Annotated in this window: 14 protein-coding genes and 1 pseudogene; 5 read left to right on the top strand and 10 right to left on the bottom strand. The window is 52.4% G+C overall.

Going from position 1 to position 16,130, the window contains the following annotated elements:
• Positions 1 to 52 precede the first annotated feature (52 nt).
• Complete coding sequence (locus JHU38_RS09490; RefSeq protein ID WP_107582067.1) at positions 53 to 958, top strand: beta-1,6-N-acetylglucosaminyltransferase; 906 nt, start codon at positions 53 to 55, stop codon at positions 956 to 958.
• Here JHU38_RS09490 and JHU38_RS09485 read toward each other — a convergent pair.
• The 3 genes from JHU38_RS09485 to JHU38_RS09475 are packed head-to-tail and all read right to left on the bottom strand — an operon-like array spanning position 955 to position 5,126.
• On the bottom strand, positions 955 to 2,322 hold the full coding sequence (locus JHU38_RS09485; protein WP_107582066.1) for a DUF6080 domain-containing protein: 1,368 nt from the start codon (positions 2,320 to 2,322) through the stop codon (positions 955 to 957). The two genes, JHU38_RS09490 and JHU38_RS09485, sit on opposite strands and share 4 nt — an antisense overlap.
• A 26-nt stretch (positions 2,323 to 2,348) precedes the next feature.
• A complete protein-coding gene (locus JHU38_RS09480; protein WP_107582065.1) occupies positions 2,349 to 3,698 on the bottom strand; it encodes a DUF6080 domain-containing protein in 1,350 nt (449 codons plus the stop codon).
• 9 nt (positions 3,699 to 3,707) lie between these two features.
• Positions 3,708 to 5,126, bottom strand: coding sequence for a DUF6080 domain-containing protein (locus tag JHU38_RS09475; protein ID WP_107582064.1), 1,419 nt, complete (start codon positions 5,124 to 5,126; stop codon positions 3,708 to 3,710).
• A gap of 208 nt (positions 5,127 to 5,334) precedes the next feature.
• Between JHU38_RS09475 and JHU38_RS09470 the strand changes: the two genes are divergently transcribed.
• Positions 5,335 to 5,811: a low molecular weight protein-tyrosine-phosphatase gene (locus JHU38_RS09470; protein ID WP_107582063.1), complete on the top strand. Its 477-nt coding sequence runs from the start codon at positions 5,335 to 5,337 to the stop codon at positions 5,809 to 5,811.
• Positions 5,812 to 6,274: 463 nt separating this feature from the next.
• On the opposite strand, the gene trpS is transcribed toward JHU38_RS09470, so the two are convergent.
• From trpS to tsaB, 7 genes are all read right to left on the bottom strand, one after another.
• Complete coding sequence (gene trpS / locus JHU38_RS09465) at positions 6,275 to 7,360, bottom strand: tryptophan--tRNA ligase (protein ID WP_107582062.1); 1,086 nt, start codon at positions 7,358 to 7,360, stop codon at positions 6,275 to 6,277.
• Positions 7,361 to 7,410: 50 nt separating this feature from the next.
• The gene (gene rseP / locus JHU38_RS09460) at positions 7,411 to 8,787 is read right to left on the bottom strand and encodes an RIP metalloprotease RseP (RefSeq protein ID WP_107582061.1); all 1,377 of its coding nucleotides are present in this window, start codon (positions 8,785 to 8,787) and stop codon (positions 7,411 to 7,413) included.
• Between the two features lie 93 nt (positions 8,788 to 8,880).
• Entirely contained in the window at positions 8,881 to 10,029 is a 1,149-nt protein-coding gene (locus JHU38_RS09455) for a 1-deoxy-D-xylulose-5-phosphate reductoisomerase (protein WP_107582060.1), read from the bottom strand.
• A 32-nt stretch (positions 10,030 to 10,061) separates the two neighbouring features.
• A complete protein-coding gene (rimM, locus tag JHU38_RS09450) occupies positions 10,062 to 10,583 on the bottom strand; it encodes a ribosome maturation factor RimM (RefSeq protein WP_107582059.1) in 522 nt (173 codons plus the stop codon).
• The gene (gene murA, locus JHU38_RS09445; RefSeq protein ID WP_107582058.1) at positions 10,576 to 11,886 is read right to left on the bottom strand and encodes a UDP-N-acetylglucosamine 1-carboxyvinyltransferase; all 1,311 of its coding nucleotides are present in this window, start codon (positions 11,884 to 11,886) and stop codon (positions 10,576 to 10,578) included. The genes rimM and murA overlap by 8 nt, the downstream gene beginning before the upstream one ends.
• A gap of 6 nt (positions 11,887 to 11,892) precedes the next feature.
• Positions 11,893 to 12,492 carry a DUF4290 domain-containing protein gene (locus tag JHU38_RS09440; RefSeq protein ID WP_107582057.1) on the bottom strand — a complete coding sequence of 200 codons (600 nt, stop codon included), beginning with the start codon at positions 12,490 to 12,492 and terminating at the stop codon, positions 11,893 to 11,895.
• A gap of 16 nt (positions 12,493 to 12,508) precedes the next feature.
• Entirely contained in the window at positions 12,509 to 13,216 is a 708-nt protein-coding gene (tsaB, locus tag JHU38_RS09435) for a tRNA (adenosine(37)-N6)-threonylcarbamoyltransferase complex dimerization subunit type 1 TsaB (protein ID WP_107582056.1), read from the bottom strand.
• 88 nt (positions 13,217 to 13,304) lie between these two features.
• Here tsaB and JHU38_RS09430 point away from each other — a divergent pair, with 88 nt between their 5' ends.
• The 3 genes and pseudogenes from JHU38_RS09430 to nadD all read left to right on the top strand — a co-directional run bounded on the left by JHU38_RS09430 (position 13,305) and on the right by nadD (position 16,100).
• Complete coding sequence (locus tag JHU38_RS09430; protein ID WP_107582402.1) at positions 13,305 to 14,183, top strand: YicC/YloC family endoribonuclease; 879 nt, start codon at positions 13,305 to 13,307, stop codon at positions 14,181 to 14,183.
• Positions 14,184 to 14,472: 289 nt separating this feature from the next.
• A pseudogene (gene gmk / locus JHU38_RS12590) lies at positions 14,473 to 15,500 on the top strand (guanylate kinase).
• The gene (gene nadD / locus JHU38_RS09420; RefSeq protein WP_107582055.1) at positions 15,501 to 16,100 is read left to right on the top strand and encodes a nicotinate (nicotinamide) nucleotide adenylyltransferase; all 600 of its coding nucleotides are present in this window, start codon (positions 15,501 to 15,503) and stop codon (positions 16,098 to 16,100) included.
• Positions 16,101 to 16,130 lie beyond the last annotated feature (30 nt).

Here is a 16,130-nt window from a genome sequence, read left to right as displayed (position 1 = left end):
ACTTTCATTGCGCTCACTTGCACAATCTTTGCATACAAAACCTACCGCAAATATGACCAAAATTGCTTTTTTGATTTCGGCTCATACCGACCCGCAGCACCTTTGCCGTTTGGTAAAAAGTCTGCCCTCATCTTCAGAATTCTTTATTCATATCGACGCAAAGTCTGATATCCAACCATTCCGCACGCTACTACAACAGCCCAACGTACACTTCGTGAAACCTCGTATCGACGTGATGTGGGGCAGTATCGGTGTGGTCGACAGCCAGATGTCGATGATTCGGGAGGCTCTTGACTGCGGAATCAAGTTCGACTATTTCATCTCTATGAGCGGACTCGACTATCCGTTGTGGAGCAATGAACGGATATTAGATTTCTTCGGACAAGCGCCCGGTCGCCAATATTTGCACGGCGTGTGCATGGAAAATCAGCAAGAAGCCGCCCGCATTTATCGCCAGCACCGCCCTTACAACTATAAATCGTGGCGATATGGCACCATGAAAAGCAAGTTTAGGGTGGCTCTGCGCAAGATACTCTACTCGATTGGCGTTAGAAAGCCGTTGCGTTTTGTGGCCGAAGGCAAGGAGTACAAACTCTACAAGGGTTCGATGTGGTGGGCCATTACGCCCGATTTGGCGCAACTGGCTTACAACACGTGGAAGAAAAACACGCAGTATGTGCGCTATTTCCATGATTCGTTCGCACCGGATGAAACCTTTATCCACACGTTGGTGTTCAATTCGGACTATGCCAAGCACAGTCTGGGCGAGAAAGAGCACTTCACCCGGTTAGAAGACATCACGCCGCTGACGTTCATCGACTATACCCACGACATCAAAGTGTTTGACGAAACCGACTACGATTTGCTCGTCGGCTCTGGAAAAATGTTCTTCCGCAAGGCTGTAACGGGCAAAAGCGACGCGTTGCTCGACCGCATCGACCGGTTACGCAAGGACTAATGGCCCAACAAATAACTGCCAATCAGGTTCAGGTTGTGGCCGTAAAAGAGGATTATCAACACGAACACGAGGAGTCGGAGTCCCGTCAATGCTCTGCGCATGCGTACGGATTGCGTGTGCCGTTCATGGAGACAGCGAAACAGGAAGGCCGTCATGACGGGCAACAGGAATAGCCAATGAGCAGCCATGATGTACACTTCCTTCAGCGCGAAGCCCAAAACAAAGTGGAGCAACAGCGTAAACGCGAGCCAAGAGCCACACAACCACATGAACCGATCGTGCCTTCCACAATAAAAACCTGCAACGGCCAACAGTAGAATCAGCCCAATAACGACATACTCCCACCCTTTTTGATAACCGACAATAACAGGACGACCTTTCACTTGGTCTTCCAACAGATGGTCGGTGTGCAGCCACACCGATTCGCCAATGAAGTTTTCAACGAACGAAGCCGTGCGTGAGGTCGACGTATCGAGCCACATGGCCAGATTGAAAACATCCAACGGATGAGCTTCAGGTAGCTTTTTTGTTTGTTTTTGCAACGCTACCGCTTTCTTTTCTTTCTTCTTTTTCTTCTCCAACGCACGTTGCTGACGCTCTATCCGTGGCTTTACGATGTGCTCCTGTTGGTAATAACTGAGCCCGAAAAGCACGAATGTAGGAATCACAAACGACAACAACAGCCGTCGCCAGCGCAATGTTTGCCGACGGGCGCAGAACAGTTGGGCCAAGAACGTGTAGACACCATTACTCAAGGTGGTGCCGGCAGTCAGCAGATAGAGCAATGCCGTCTGGGCTACCGACATGAAATGACCACCCCGCAACTTGCTTCCCGCCACATACAAGGTGAGCAACAGTAGGTAAAGCGACAGGCAGAAATGATCCGGGACGATAGCGGTCAATAGGATATAACCCAACGAAAAGAAGCCAAAAGCCAACAGCCAGGCGTCAATCGTCGCCACACGCACCACATCTTTTAATATTCTGAAAAGATAAAGAAAGACATAGAAGGCCAGCACCGTGTGAACGGCAGCCACGATAAAGATAGCGTAGTTGACCTCAGTCTGGGCCATCAGCCAATGATTCAGTTGAGCAAAGGGATACCAGAAGTAAGCCAACAGCGGATGACGATACACGGCATAGTAGACATCCCACCGCGAAAGGGTCAGATAAATATAGGGATCGAAGCCCGAAATAGTGAATTTGGGGGCAAAAATCGACCAAAAACCCAAGTTGCCACCACGGGTAAAGCGTTCAAAATGATAACACAGCATGAACGCTTGGGCCACCAACAGCATGACCAACGTGGGAAACGAAAGCAGCAATTCCTGCTTTGAGAAACGAAAGATACGTAGTTTTTTCATCTTCAAACTCTCCCTTTTCTCGCCTTTTACAGGAAATATTGCAGGATAATCTGTCCGTTGTACGCCCACAGATAAATCGTAAGGAAGACGATCGCATAACGCAACGTCTGCCGTGGTATGGGCCTCCGTACCGCCGAGAACAGGCTGCCCACGGCTATCGGCACGATGAAGAGCCAGCCGGCGCTCATGAGGTAGACTTCATTCAGGGCGAAACCGAGACCGAAATGCAGCACGGCGTCGCACAGGAACCAGCTGAACACGAGGGCCGTCAGGCGTTGTCGGCGTCCCTTCCACAGGCCCAGGACGAACAAAGCGACGACAACCGCCTCCACTAAATAGTTGCTCACGGCACGATAACGCACGATGACCGGCCGATTGTGGCCGGCATCCTGCAGCGCGAAATCACGGTGCAACTGAATCGACTCGCCGAAAACGTTCTCCACCAAACCGGGCCAGCGGGGCGTCGAGAGGGTTATCCATTTGGCAATTTCGCCGTCGCCGAAGTCCTTGGCGTTGAGCTTGGCCTGTGTCTTGCGGGCCCCTTCGCGCATCTTCCTGACCCTCTCTGGATTTTTTTGCTCCATTTTTCGCTCTATTTGACCCACTTCCCGCGCCTGCGGCACTTCAAAGCAATAGTAGTTCAGGCGTTGTATGCCAACCAACAAGACTACCGGCAGCAAACCAACCAACAAGATAGGGCGCCAACGAAACACACGTTTCCCTTTGACGAAAAGGGCCGCCAGATACACCTTCACGATGTTGGAAAAGGAGATTCCACCCGTCAGGAAGGCCAACAGGCCCAGCTTCCACGACGCCATGTCACGTTTTTGTCGCATCGCCCTACCGCTGACATAGAATGTCTGGAGCAGCAATAGCATGGAGACCGCAAAATGATCGGGCACCATACAGGCCAGCATGACATGACCGAAAGAAAAGAAAAAGGCTGTGAGTAGCAGGCTGTCGGCCCGGGAGAGTCGCATGATTTCGCGCAGGATACGAAACAGAAACAGGCCCGAATAGACCGCAGAGAAGAGCACTACCAATGCCATGAGCACTACGGCGCAATTATGTCCCGTCAGCGTCATGAGGCCCTGGTTGAGCCAATAGAGCGGATAGAGCAGCGAAAAGAACAGCGGATGGCGCACCGTATCGAAATGGACGCGCAGTCCCGAAATGGTAATCCACGACCAACAGTCGTAGCCCGAAACCTCAAAGGTTTTCCGAAAAATCGACCAAAAGCCGCCATGGGCACCTAAAAAATACTGATGGGCGTGCTGCTGAATGACGAGAGCGTTCAAACCGATGAACACCAGCAGCAATATCAGGGCCGGGCCCCGCTCTTCCTTGCGTATTCTGAACAAGCGAAATAAGGACATGCCAATGATTTAAGATAAGAGATAACCCGTGAGGAGCCGGGCGTTCCACACGAAAAATGCCAGTGACAACAAGCCCACCACACTGCGCCAGAGCCACCGCAGCCGCCCGCCACGCAGGAGGAAAGCCATCGTGAGCGGCAACACGTAAATCCAATGGGCAGCCATGATGTAAACTTCCGAAATGCCGAAGCCGAGCACTAAGTGGAGCACGACGTCGGTAGCAAAGAACGACAATACCAACCAAAAGAAGCGGTCTTTGCGTCCCAAGGCGATACCAAGCACGCAAAGTAAGCCGACAAGGGCGACAGCCACGTAGGGCCAAGGACTCGAATAGCGCACGATTTCGGGCCTACTGCGCAACACGTCTTCCAAAAGACGCGACCGATGGAAGACCATTGACTCGCCCATGAAGTTCTCGACGAAAGCCGACCGCCGGTCGGTCGATTTGTTGGTCCAACTCAACAAGCCCGTATTCTGAAAGGGAATGCCCGTCTTGGCATGGTTCCGACGATATTGCTCGTGCGCCTCCTTGCGCAACACCGCTTTCACGGCTTTGGCCAAAAGCATCGAGTCTTTCACCGGCAGCGTGTCCTTGATGCGGGCTTCGAGCTGCCGGCGGTGCTCCCGACGCTGTTTTTGGGCCGCGGCCATGCGTGCGTCGACCCTCGGCTGCTCGAACATCTGGTATTCCGCTACGGTGAAAAGGCCGAGCAGAAGGACCGGAACGACGACACCGAAAGTCAGGAAACGGAGTCGGAAAAAGCGACGGCCGTTGACAAACAGGGCTGCCAGCAAGATCTTCAAACCATTATTGAGCGACACGCCGGCCGTAAGAATGAAGAGCCACACGGTTGTACCGACGCGCATCGGGCGCCCTTCGCGCAACTGCCGCCCACTGATCCAGAGCGTCAGCAGCAGCAACATGAGCGACATGCAGAAATGGTCGGGCACGCAGAACGTGAGCATGACGTAGCCCAACGACATGAAAAAGAACGTGAGCAAATTGCTATCCGCGGAACTCAACCCGATCACCTGGCGCAGGACACGACGCAGAAAGATGAGCGCGTAGCCACCGCAAAACACATTGACGACGCCCATCAGCACTACGCACACATTGCAGCCGAAGCACCATGTCAGCCCTTGATTGAGCAGATAGCCCGGGTAGAGGAAGAAGGCGATGAGCGGATGGCGGTAGATATCGTAAGCCGGCGACCAGCAGGTCATGATTTCATAGGTCCAGGCGTCGAAGCCCGAGACGTGAAAACGGTCGATGAGCAGCGAGTGGATATCACCGTCGGCCCGGGCAAAGCGCAGCCAGCCGTAGTGTACAGCCATACTTTCAAGCAACAGCAGGTAGACGAGGACCACCAAAGCGGGCCACCGTTCCTCCTTACTCAACCTGAAAATACTTGCCGATTGTTTCATCATGGATGGATAATTTTCATGCAAAATTACACAATAAATATGTAGCTGTCAAGTGAAAACACGGCTTTTTAGGCTTTCACCATGGGCAGACTGCCGTTTTTCAGGCCATTTATCGTATCTTTGCCACACAGAGAGCGGCAAAGAACATGTCGATCCCCGTCATTCAATCCACCGCCTCCCTATTCACGCAACGTATAAAACCGATAAAAATATGAACGCGACAAAAAACAAGAAAAGACTGTTATTCATCTGTTTAGGTAACATCTGCCGCTCGCCGGCGGCCCATGCCGTGATGCAGAAGATGGTGGACGACCGCCATCTGACGGCATTATTCGAGATAGACTCGGCCGGTATCGGCGACTGGCACGTGGGACAGCTACCCGACCGACGCAGGCACGGAGAGCGGCGCAGCTATCGCGTCGACCACCCCGCACGACAGTTCAAGGCTACGTCGGATTTCGACCGCTTCGACCATATCATCGTCATGGATGAGGAGAACTACCGCATCATTACCGGGCAGGCACGCACCCGGGAAGAGGTCAACAAGGTGACACGCATGGCCGATTACTTCAACCGTCACGACGCCACCACCGTTCTCGACCCCTACTACGGCGGCGACCACGACTTCGAGCTGGCGCTCGACCTGATAGAAGACGGATGCGAAGGACTGCTCGAAGCACTCGTATGAAAGCAAATCAGCCATTGAGAATTGATAAGAATCCTATTCTTAATGACCAATTAGGTTTTATATCTGCCATGTGTTAACAATTCGGAAGAATCTTAACAATAGGCGCGGAATGGCGGCGTTATTCTGAAACGAGAAAGATTTGGGGCGAAATAACGCAATTTTAGCGTAATTTATAAAATGCTTATAATCAGGTAATTACAAATGAAGGCGATACAAAAAGGGCTGCTTGGGCGATTATTTAAAGGCTTTTTGTGCGGCGAAAGGGCCACTTTGAGCAGACGAGAGCAGCCCTTTTAGCGGCTGAAAGGGCTGCTTTCGCACGGAAATAGCACGACAATGAAGCGAAAAATGGCTGTTTGGGGCGAATTGTCGCGCCCAAACAGCCATTTTTTAGACCGGATGCTCTATTCCGGAAGTGTTAAAAATACGTCGTTTTTTCTTACAAAACAGATGTCATTTCCTTTTATCCCTTGAACCGTTCGGCCTGCGACCGAATGAGTTCGGCGTCGTTGAAATAATCGATTTGCATGGCTTTGCGCACCTCGTCCATGGTCCGCGCGCCGATTTCACGGGCCGTCTCCGAACCTTTTTTCAGGATATTGTAGATTTCGGGGATGTCCTGTTCAAACGCGTGGCGGCGCACACGGATGGGTTCAAGCATGCGGTTGAGCACCTGGTTGAGGAACTTTTTACACTTCATGTCGCCCAGACCGCCACGGGTGTAGTGGTCTTTCAGCTCGTCGAGATTGCGGTATTCGGGCCAGAAATCGGCAAAGTCGGCGTCGGTGGAGAACGCGTCGAGATAGGTGAAGACGGCATTTCCCTCCAGATGACCGGGATCGGAAAGGCTGAGATGGGTAGGATCGGTGTACATGCCCTTCACCTTTTTCCACACCGTATCGGCGTCATCGCTCAGATAGATGCAGTTGCCGAGACTCTTGCTCATCTTCTCCTTGCCGTCGGTGCCGGGCAGACGACGGGCCGTCTGGTTGACGGGCAACATGATTTCGGGCTCCACCAGGACGTCACCATAGGTCTGGTTGAAGCGGCGGACCAGTTCGCGGGCCACCTCGATCATAGGCTCCTGGTCTTCGCCGGCGGGCACGGTGGTGGCCTTGAACAGGGTGATGTCGGCCGCCTGGCTCACGGGATAGCAGAAGAAACCCAACGGGATGTTGGCTTCAAAGTTGCGCATCTTGATCTCGGTCTTCACTGTCGGGTTGCGCTGAACGCGACTCACGGTGATGAGATTCATGAGATAGGTGGTGAGTTCGGCCAGTTCGGGTATGCGGCTTTGGATAAAGAGCGTGCACTTCTGCGGGTCGAGGCCGGCCGAGAGATAGTCGAGCGCCACCTCGATGATGTTTTGGCGAATCTTCTCGGGGTTGTCGGCATTGTCGGTCAGCGCCTGTACGTCGGCCATGAACACGAGCATGCGGTCATAATCGCCCTCGTTCTGAAGTTCCACGCGACGGCGCAATGAACCCACGTAATGGCCCAGATGGAGCTTGCCCGTGGGGCGATCGCCTGTCAAAATTACTTTTCCCATTTTTCTATCGTAATATTTTTAGGTTTAGACAAATGATTTCCGCGGCGGCATTACATGTAGCCCAGCCAGCGCAGAATGTCGTTGAGATTGGCCACTATCATGAGCAGCATGAGCAGTCCGATACCGATATATTCGGCCACGATCATGAAACGCTCCGACGGTTTGCGGCCCGTAATCATCTCGTAGAGCAGGAAGAGCACGTGCCCACCGTCGAGGGCGGGAATCGGAAGGATGTTCATGAAGGCCAGAATGATACTCAGGAAGGCTGTCATCTTCCAGAAGAGATACCAGTCCCACTGCGAGGGGAAGAGGCTGCCGATGGCTCCGAAGCCGCCCAAACTCTTGGCCCCGTCGGCCGAGAACACGTATTGCATATCGCTGACATAACCCTTGAGCACGTTCCAGCCGTAGGAAATGCCGGCGGGAAAACTCTGGAAGAAGTTATAATCTACGTGGGTGGACGGATAGAGTGCCTCTATGGACGTGAAAGCCACCTTGAGTTTCAAATCGGGAGACAGGACAACGGCCGTGGAAACGGTGTCGCCGGTGGCCTGTTGCAGGTAGCTGATGGTGACGGTGCGTATCTTCAAGCTGTCGGCCGGCGTTTTGGCGCCCGTCATGGCGTCGTCGAGACGCGACAACTGTTCGGTGAACTCGTTGGCAGAGTCGATCGTTTTTCCGTTGACAGACAACAGGCGGTCACCCTTGCGGATTCCCAATTTGGCCGCGGGACCATCGATCAGGACGGAATCGACCGTTGCCGGCTGGAACGGACGGCAGAACATCGGTGTCGCTTTCAGCATGCCGAGCAGGTTGATTTCGCCCGACAGCCGCACACGGACGGGCTTCCCGTCACGGATGACATCGACATATCGTGCGTGGGAAATGCTGCGGAAGAGGTCGGCATTGAAGTCTTTGAACGCGCCTTCATCGGTTCCGACAAGGACATCGCCGTCCTTGAAGCCCATGCTCTTGGCCTCCTGGTTGAACTTCATACCCATCTTCATGTCCCGCACGCGCACATAGTTCTCGCCCCAGGCAAACATAATCATGGAATAGATGAACAAGGCCAACAGGAAATTGACCAGCACACCGCCTATCATAATGAGCAGACGCTGCCACGCCGGCTTGGCGCGGAACTCCCACGGCTGCTCGGGTTGCTTCATCTGTTCGGTATCCATGCTCTCGTCTATCATGCCGGCTATCTTGCAATAGCCGCCAAGGGGCAGCCAACCGAGTCCATAGGCCGTGTCACTGTTCTTGGGCTTGAACTCGAAAAGATGGAACCAGGGATCGAAGAAAAGGTAGAATTTCTCTACTCTGACACCGAAGAGCTTGGAGAAGAAGAAGTGACCTCCCTCGTGGAGGAGCACTAAGAGAGAGATTGACAGCATGAACTGCAACAATCTGATCAGAAAAACTTCCATAAATGATAATGCTTTGTAATTGGAATCTAATAAATACTAAAAATAGATTGGCTTGCGTCCTACCGACAGACGGCCGGTGGGCGCAGACCGGTTTTATAACAGTTCGGTCGCGATGCGGCGGGCCTCGGCGTCCGTTCTGACGTAAGTGTCGTAGTCGGGAGCGGCCTCGAACGTAGTCCGAAGCATGGTCTGCTCGATGATATCGGCCATGCCGAGAAAGCCGCAACGCCCCTCCCGGAACGCGGCGTTCACCACTTCGTTGGCCGCATTGAGAATACAGGGCATGTTACCGCCCTTGTCGAGCGCCTCATAGGCCAGGGCCAAGCACTTGAACTTCGTGAGATCGGGCTTGAAAAAGGCCAGCGGCTGCCCAAAAAGGTCGAGACGGGGACCGTCGAGACGCAGGCGACGAGGGAAGGAAAAGGCATACTGAATGGGCAAACGCATATCGGGCACGCCCAGCTGGGCCTTAACGCCGCCGTCGGCAAACTGCACGGCACTATGGACAATGCTTTGTGGGTGAATCAAAACCTGTATCTTGTCGGCCGGAACACCGAAAAGCCACTTGGCTTCCATCACCTCAAAGCCTTTGTTCATGAGCGAAGCGGAGTCGATTGTGATTTTAGCGCCCATGTCCCAAGTAGGATGTTTCAGGGCATCGGCAGCGGTAACGGTGGCCAATTGGTCGGCCGTGAACTGGCGGAAAGGCCCTCCCGAGCAGGTGAGCAATATCTTTTCAATCTCGTTCATGTCCTCGCCGACGAGGCATTGGAAGATGGCGCTGTGCTCACTGTCGACCGGCAGGATGGGCGCGTGATACTCTATGGCCAACTTAGTGATGAGTTCGCCGGCCACCACGAGCGTTTCCTTGTTGGCCAAACATATCTTCTTGCGAGCCTTAATGGCACGAATGGTCGGTGCCAAGCCCGCATAGCCTACCATGGCAGTCAGCACCATGTCGATGGGCGCGGCCTCAACGATTTGCTCCAAGGCTGAAGCTCCGGCATAAACCTTAATATCAGGCGCGTCGGCAAGCAGTTCCTTCAACCGCTCGTAATGCGTTTCGTTGGCTATCACCACAGAGGCGGGCTTAAATTCATGGGCCTGCGCGGCGAGTTGTTCTACCCGATTGTGGGCCGTGAGGCAATATACCTCATATAAGTCGCTATGCTGTCGGATGACATCGAGCGCCTGCGTACCAATGCTTCCGGTAGAACCGAGAATACAAATTTGCTGTTTCATACGTTAATAAAACAATGTATAAATCGTTCGTTTCAAAGTTCGAGAATACCGTCGGGCACACGGACATGAATCCGATGCCCTGCCTTGTCGACCTGTTCTATCAGTTCGTCGGAGGCAGGAATCAAGACTTCGCGGCCATCGGCTGTCTCTACTTCGAATAAAATATTGATGGTGGTATCGTCCACGTGCGTGATTGTGCCGACAACAACGTCCTGTGTGGCATCAACCAAGGCATAACCAATCAGTTCGGCCCATGATGCCTCGCCCTCATGGCGGTCGGCCTGCTCACGTGGAAAATAGACTTCGCAGCCCGTCAGTTCGCGAGCCTTCGCCTCGGTGTCGATGTCCACAAACTTCATCAACACCTGTTCGTCATTGCGAAAACGGTATTCCTCCATGAAAAAAGGTACAAGAATACCATCAATCAGCAAGATAAGATAATCGGCTTCCACCCGATCGAAGATGTCATCGGTGAACATCATGCTCACTTCTCCTTTGACACCATGGGGCTTGCCCAGCTTTCCTATCTTATATACGTCTTCTTTTTTAATCATTTACACGGGTGATTTTGGCGCCCAAATGGTTTAATCGCACCTCTATATTTTCATAACCACGGTCTATCTGCGCAATGTTGGCAATGCGGCTTGTGCCCTCGCCACTCATGGCAGCAATGAGCAAGGCGATACCCGCACGAATATCGGGACTCGTCATGCGGCCCGCACGCAACTTGATAAGGCGGTCATGGCCTACGACCACGGCCCGATGGGGGTCGCAAAGAATAATCTGCGCGCCCATATCGATGAGCTTGTCGACAAAGAACAAGCGACTTTCAAACATTTTCTGATGAATAAGTACCGTGCCACGGGCCTGCGTTGCCACGACAAGAAGCACGGAAAGGAGGTCGGGAGTTAAGCCCGGCCAAGGCGCGTCGGCCAAAGTCATGATGGTGCCGTCAATAAATGAATTGACAACATAATGGGGTTGCTGCGGAATAAACAAGTCGTCACCGATGATTTCAATCTGAACGCCTAACCGTTGGAAGGCTTCGGGGATGATACCTAAGTCTTTCACCGAAACATTCTTGATGGTAACGCCATCGCCAACCATCGCCGCCATGCCGATAAAGGAGCCTACTTCAATCATATCGGGCAACACCGTATGCCGCGCTCCGTGCAGTGTTTCAACGCCAATGATGGTCAGCAGGTTGCTGCCAATGCCACTGATACGGGCACCCATGGCGTTCAGCAGGTGGCATAATTGCTGGATATAAGGCTCACAGGCCGCGTTGTAAATGGTGGTCGTGCCGCTTGTCAGCACTGCGGCCATGATAATATTGGCCGTGCCGGTGACCGATGCCTCGTCGAGCAGCATGTAACAACCCTGCAACGACTTACCTTGAATGCGGTAGACGTTGCGCGCTTCGTCTCTTTCAAAGCGTGCGCCTAAGTTCTTAAAGCCCAGAAAGTGGGTGTCTAAGCGGCGCCGTCCGATTTTATCACCACCGGGTTGCGCCACGGTAGCTATACCGAAACGGCCTAAAAGCGGCCCTATCATCAGCACACTGCCCCGCAACGACGCGCATTTCTGCACAAACTCCTTGCTATCAAGATAGTTCAGGTCAAGCGAATCGGCCACGAAAGAATAGTCACCATGCCCATGGCAGGTGACTTTCACGCCTATTTCTTTGAGTAAAAGAATGAGATTGTTGACATCCAAGATGTCTGGAAGATTCTCGATTCGCACTTCTTCCGAAGTCAGAATTGAAGCGCAAATCACTTGCAAGGCCTCGTTTTTGGCGCCTTGAGGAGTAATATCGCCCTTCAGCCGACGCCCCCCTTCAATGATAAATGACTCCATCGAGGATTATCTTTTCTTTTTGTTATTCTTCACGACAGGCTCCTTGTCGTTTATTTTGTCAAATTTGAAACGATTGAGGTCGAGCTGTATCTTCCCGTCGGTAAACCGCGCCAAGTCGGAAACGACCTTTTCGTCGTCTGCCGAGCCATGACTCCAATGGGTCAAGTTGCGCTTCATCTGGTTGGCGGTCAGCTTGGCTAACTCATCCCGTTCCTCTCCCGGCTCCATAGTCTTCAAGTGTTCGAAAATTTCGAACATCATATTACCGTAATGACGCACGGGAATGCGACTCATGGGATAGGGCATCGGCTCCGGTCTGGCGGCTATTTTGGCTGCCTGCGACACATCGACGGGATAGTCGATATCGAGTTTGAAACCGCTCATCAGTGCCAGATGGTCCCACAGTTTCTGCCGACGAGCGGCGGCATCGCCATCCTGTGGAAACATACGATCCATGATAGCCACGATCGTCTCCGCGCAACTTTGGCGTTCTTCCTTCGTAGGCAGGGCTACGGCATAGTCTACCATACGTTGAATTTCACGGCCGTATTCGGGCAAAATCAGCCTTTCACGCTGGGTGTTATAATCTAATCCTTCTATATTCATGAGCGTTCTATATTCTTTACAGGTGGAGGGAAGCCAGCATGTCCTTTGATTTCTTAGCCACAAAATCCTTCAGATAGAAGGGAACAAAATAGGCTATGTCCTCAAACTTCTGCCGGGCGATTCGGCGTTCGGCCAACGGAAACATGTATTTGGCCAACGGTTGAACGCCTTCTATTAAATGAGCATTGGGATGATTGATGATGTCCATACACTTGGCCGCGCCGTTTCCCATGAAATATACCGGTGCTTTATCCAAGTATTTTTTATAAGTTTCGGCGTCTACCACATCGGCAAGAATGGGCCGAACCTCCTTGAGCGAACGGTCAAAGAGCTGCGCGTAGACTTCCATTCGGCGTGCGTCGAGCATCGGACACAGCAGGGCGTTCTCTTCAGTCACTTTCTCCTGCAGCAGAACGGGCACCGTCATCAGCTCCAACGTGGGAACGGCAATCAACTTGACGTCACGTCCATAGCAGATTCCCTTTGCCATACTGGCGCCGATACGCAATCCCGTGTACGACCCGGGGCCACAACTTACCGCCACAGCGTCCAACGGGATGGCGTGATTGTCGATGAAAGACAGCGCCTCGTCGACAAACCGGCCCAACTTGACCGCATGATTGGGACCGCTGTGGTCCTCTTCATTGAAAATACACGCTGCGTCATTACTCACTGCTACTGAACAGATATCGGTGCTGGTCTCTATGTTCAATATACACGACATAACTATTAAATCTTCTAAATAACGTGCAAATGTACGCCTTTTCTCGCATTTTTTCTTACTTTTGCAGAAATTTAACGTCAAGCTGAGTATGATACAATCGATGACTGGTTATGGAAAATCTGTCATAACCTTTAAGGAGAAGAAAATCAACGTTGAGATTAAATCTTTAAACAGCAAATCTTTAGACCTTTCTACACGTATCGCGCCTTCCTATAGAGAGAAGGAGATGGAGATACGCCAACTGATCGCCAAGACGATGGAAAGGGGCAAAATAGACTTTTCTATCTGGATAGAGAAAGACGCAGCGGACGACGTTGCCCCCATCAACGCTATGGTTGTAGAGAAGTATTACCGCCAGATTAAGGACATCTCAGCGGCCACCGGCATTCCGGAACCTACCGACTGGTTCTACACTTTGCTACGAATGCCCGATATCACCATTAAAAACGAAACCGAAGAACTGACCGAAGAAGAGTGGCAGGCGGCCACTACGGCCATCCAAGACGCGCTCGGCCACCTGACGGCTTTTCGCAAACAGGAGGGCGAAGCGCTGCAAAGGAAATTCACGGAAAAGATAGACAACATCGCCAACCTGCTCGCCCGCATCGAACCGTACGAGAAGAGCCGTGTGGAAAAGATACGGCAGAATATCATCAAGGGCTTGGAATCGATTCCGGAAGCGGACTACGACAAGAACCGGTTGGAGCAAGAGCTCATCTATTATATAGAGAAACTCGACATCAGTGAGGAGAAACAGCGGCTGGCCAACCACCTGAAATACTTCCGTGAGACCATGAACGAGGAAGGACACGGCGTCGGCAAGAAGCTGGGATTCATCGCTCAGGAGATGGGACGCGAAATCAACACCACCGGCAGCAAGAGTAATCAAGCCGAAATGCAGAATATCGTGGTGAAGATGAAGGACGAGCTGGAACAGATTAAGGAGCAAGTGCTCAACGCGCTGTAGCCCTGGCAACCTACCCCGGCCCTCCCAAAGGGCTACTCTTTATACACATCTCTGTTTAACAAAAAGCTCTTTAAAAAATAGCGTATGCTATAAACAGAATTTAAGTAAGATAATCTCTAAAAGTCAATGATTTCAACATCAAACAACAGAGTTCTTATCACAAATTTTAAGTTAATCGAGATGTGTATAAAGAGTAGCCCAAAGGGAGGGTGAACCAACTAACGACTATCCATAGAATTAATCCGATAAGCAATTCTATCCATAGTTAGTTTTCTACTATAAACGTTTTATGAAATACGGATACGAAACGACGGAGAGTACGACTTATCAATTATTATCGGAAAAAGCTAAGTACATGCGCAACCATCCGACAGAAGCGGAACGAAAGCTATGGCAACATCTTTCTCACAATCAGCTTGGAGTATATTTCAGACGCCAACAGCCCGTATTCGACTATATTCCCGACTTCGTATGCCTCGCCGCGCAACTCATTATAGAAGTAGATGGAGGCTACCATACGACAAGCGCGCATGTGAAAAAGACTGTCAAAGAACAGCTTGGCTTGAAACAAAAGGATTTACCGTCATTCGCTTTTCGAACGAGGAAGCTCTCACACAAACCGGCAACGTCCTGAATATGACAAAATCAATATTGGAAACTTGTATGACAAAAGATTATCAAACGAAAGACACTACAGCCAGCCTTTCTCAAGATAACGCACCCTCCCTTTGCGAGGGCCGGGGCAGGCTACTCATCTTTTCCGCCCCTTCGGGCTCGGGCAAAAGCACGATTGTGCGGTGGCTCATGGCCAATCACCCGGAGCTGAACCTGGCGTTCTCCGTCAGTTGCACGTCGAGAGCGCCTCGGGGTACCGAACGCGACGGCGTGGATTACTTCTTCCTGACGCCAGAGGCCTTCAGGGAGAAGATTCGGAATGACGAGTTTCTCGAATACGAGGAGGTATATGAAGACCGCTTCTACGGCACGCTGAAGAGCCAGGTAGACAGCCAAACGGCACGGGGAGAGAACGTTCTCTTCGACGTAGACGTGAAAGGCGGCCTCAATATCAAGAAGTTTTACGGCGAACGGGCACTGAGTATCTTCATCCAACCGCCGTCGGTGGAGGAGCTGCGCCGCCGTCTCGTGGGCCGTGCCACCGACGCGCCCGAGGTCATCGAGCAGCGGTTGGCCAAAGCCGACTACGAATTGACGTTTGCCGAGCGGTTCGATCGTGTCGTCATCAACGACGACCTGACCAAGGCCGAGCGGGAAACCTACGAAATCATCGTGCGCTTTCTGGGCAAAGAAACTACTTAGATGAGCAAAATCGGAATCTTCGGCGGTTCGTTCAACCCCATCCACATCGGTCACATCGCCTTGGCCCGACAACTGCTTACGGCAACTGGACTCGACGAGGTGTGGTTCGTAGTGTCGCCCCTGAACCCATTGAAGCGCGACGCCTTCCTGCTGGACGACGCCAAGCGGCTCGAAATGGCGAGACTGGCGCTACAGGACGAGCCACGGCTGACCGTCAGCGACATTGAGTTTCACCTGCCCCGACCGTCCTACATGCTCCATACGCTCCAAGCCTTGACCCACGCCTATCCTCAACACCGCTTCTTCCTGCTCGTGGGTGGCGACAACTGGGCCGCCTTCGACCGCTGGTTCGGCTACCGGGAGATACTCGCCCACTATCCTGTCGTCGTCTATCCGCGCGGCGGATACCCCGTCACAGCCAACAATCTCCCCCCCAACGTCACCCTTGCCGACACGCCGCTCATGGATATCAGCAGCACGCAGATACGCCAAAACGTCCGCGACGGCCGCTCCATCCATGACATGGTGCCCGCTAATATCGAAGCGTTAGTAGTAAAAAATTATCAAGAAACAGCGGGAGCGGGAGAGACGCACCGGTGATGAAGTCTCCGGCTTCATCACTTGTAAGCC

The organism is Prevotella illustrans, assembly GCF_017426725.1.
Taxonomy (GTDB): Bacteria; Bacteroidota; Bacteroidia; order Bacteroidales; family Bacteroidaceae; genus Prevotella; species Prevotella illustrans.
Note: the sequence above shows the minus strand (reverse complement) of the source record. Positions and strands in the feature narration are given on the sequence as shown.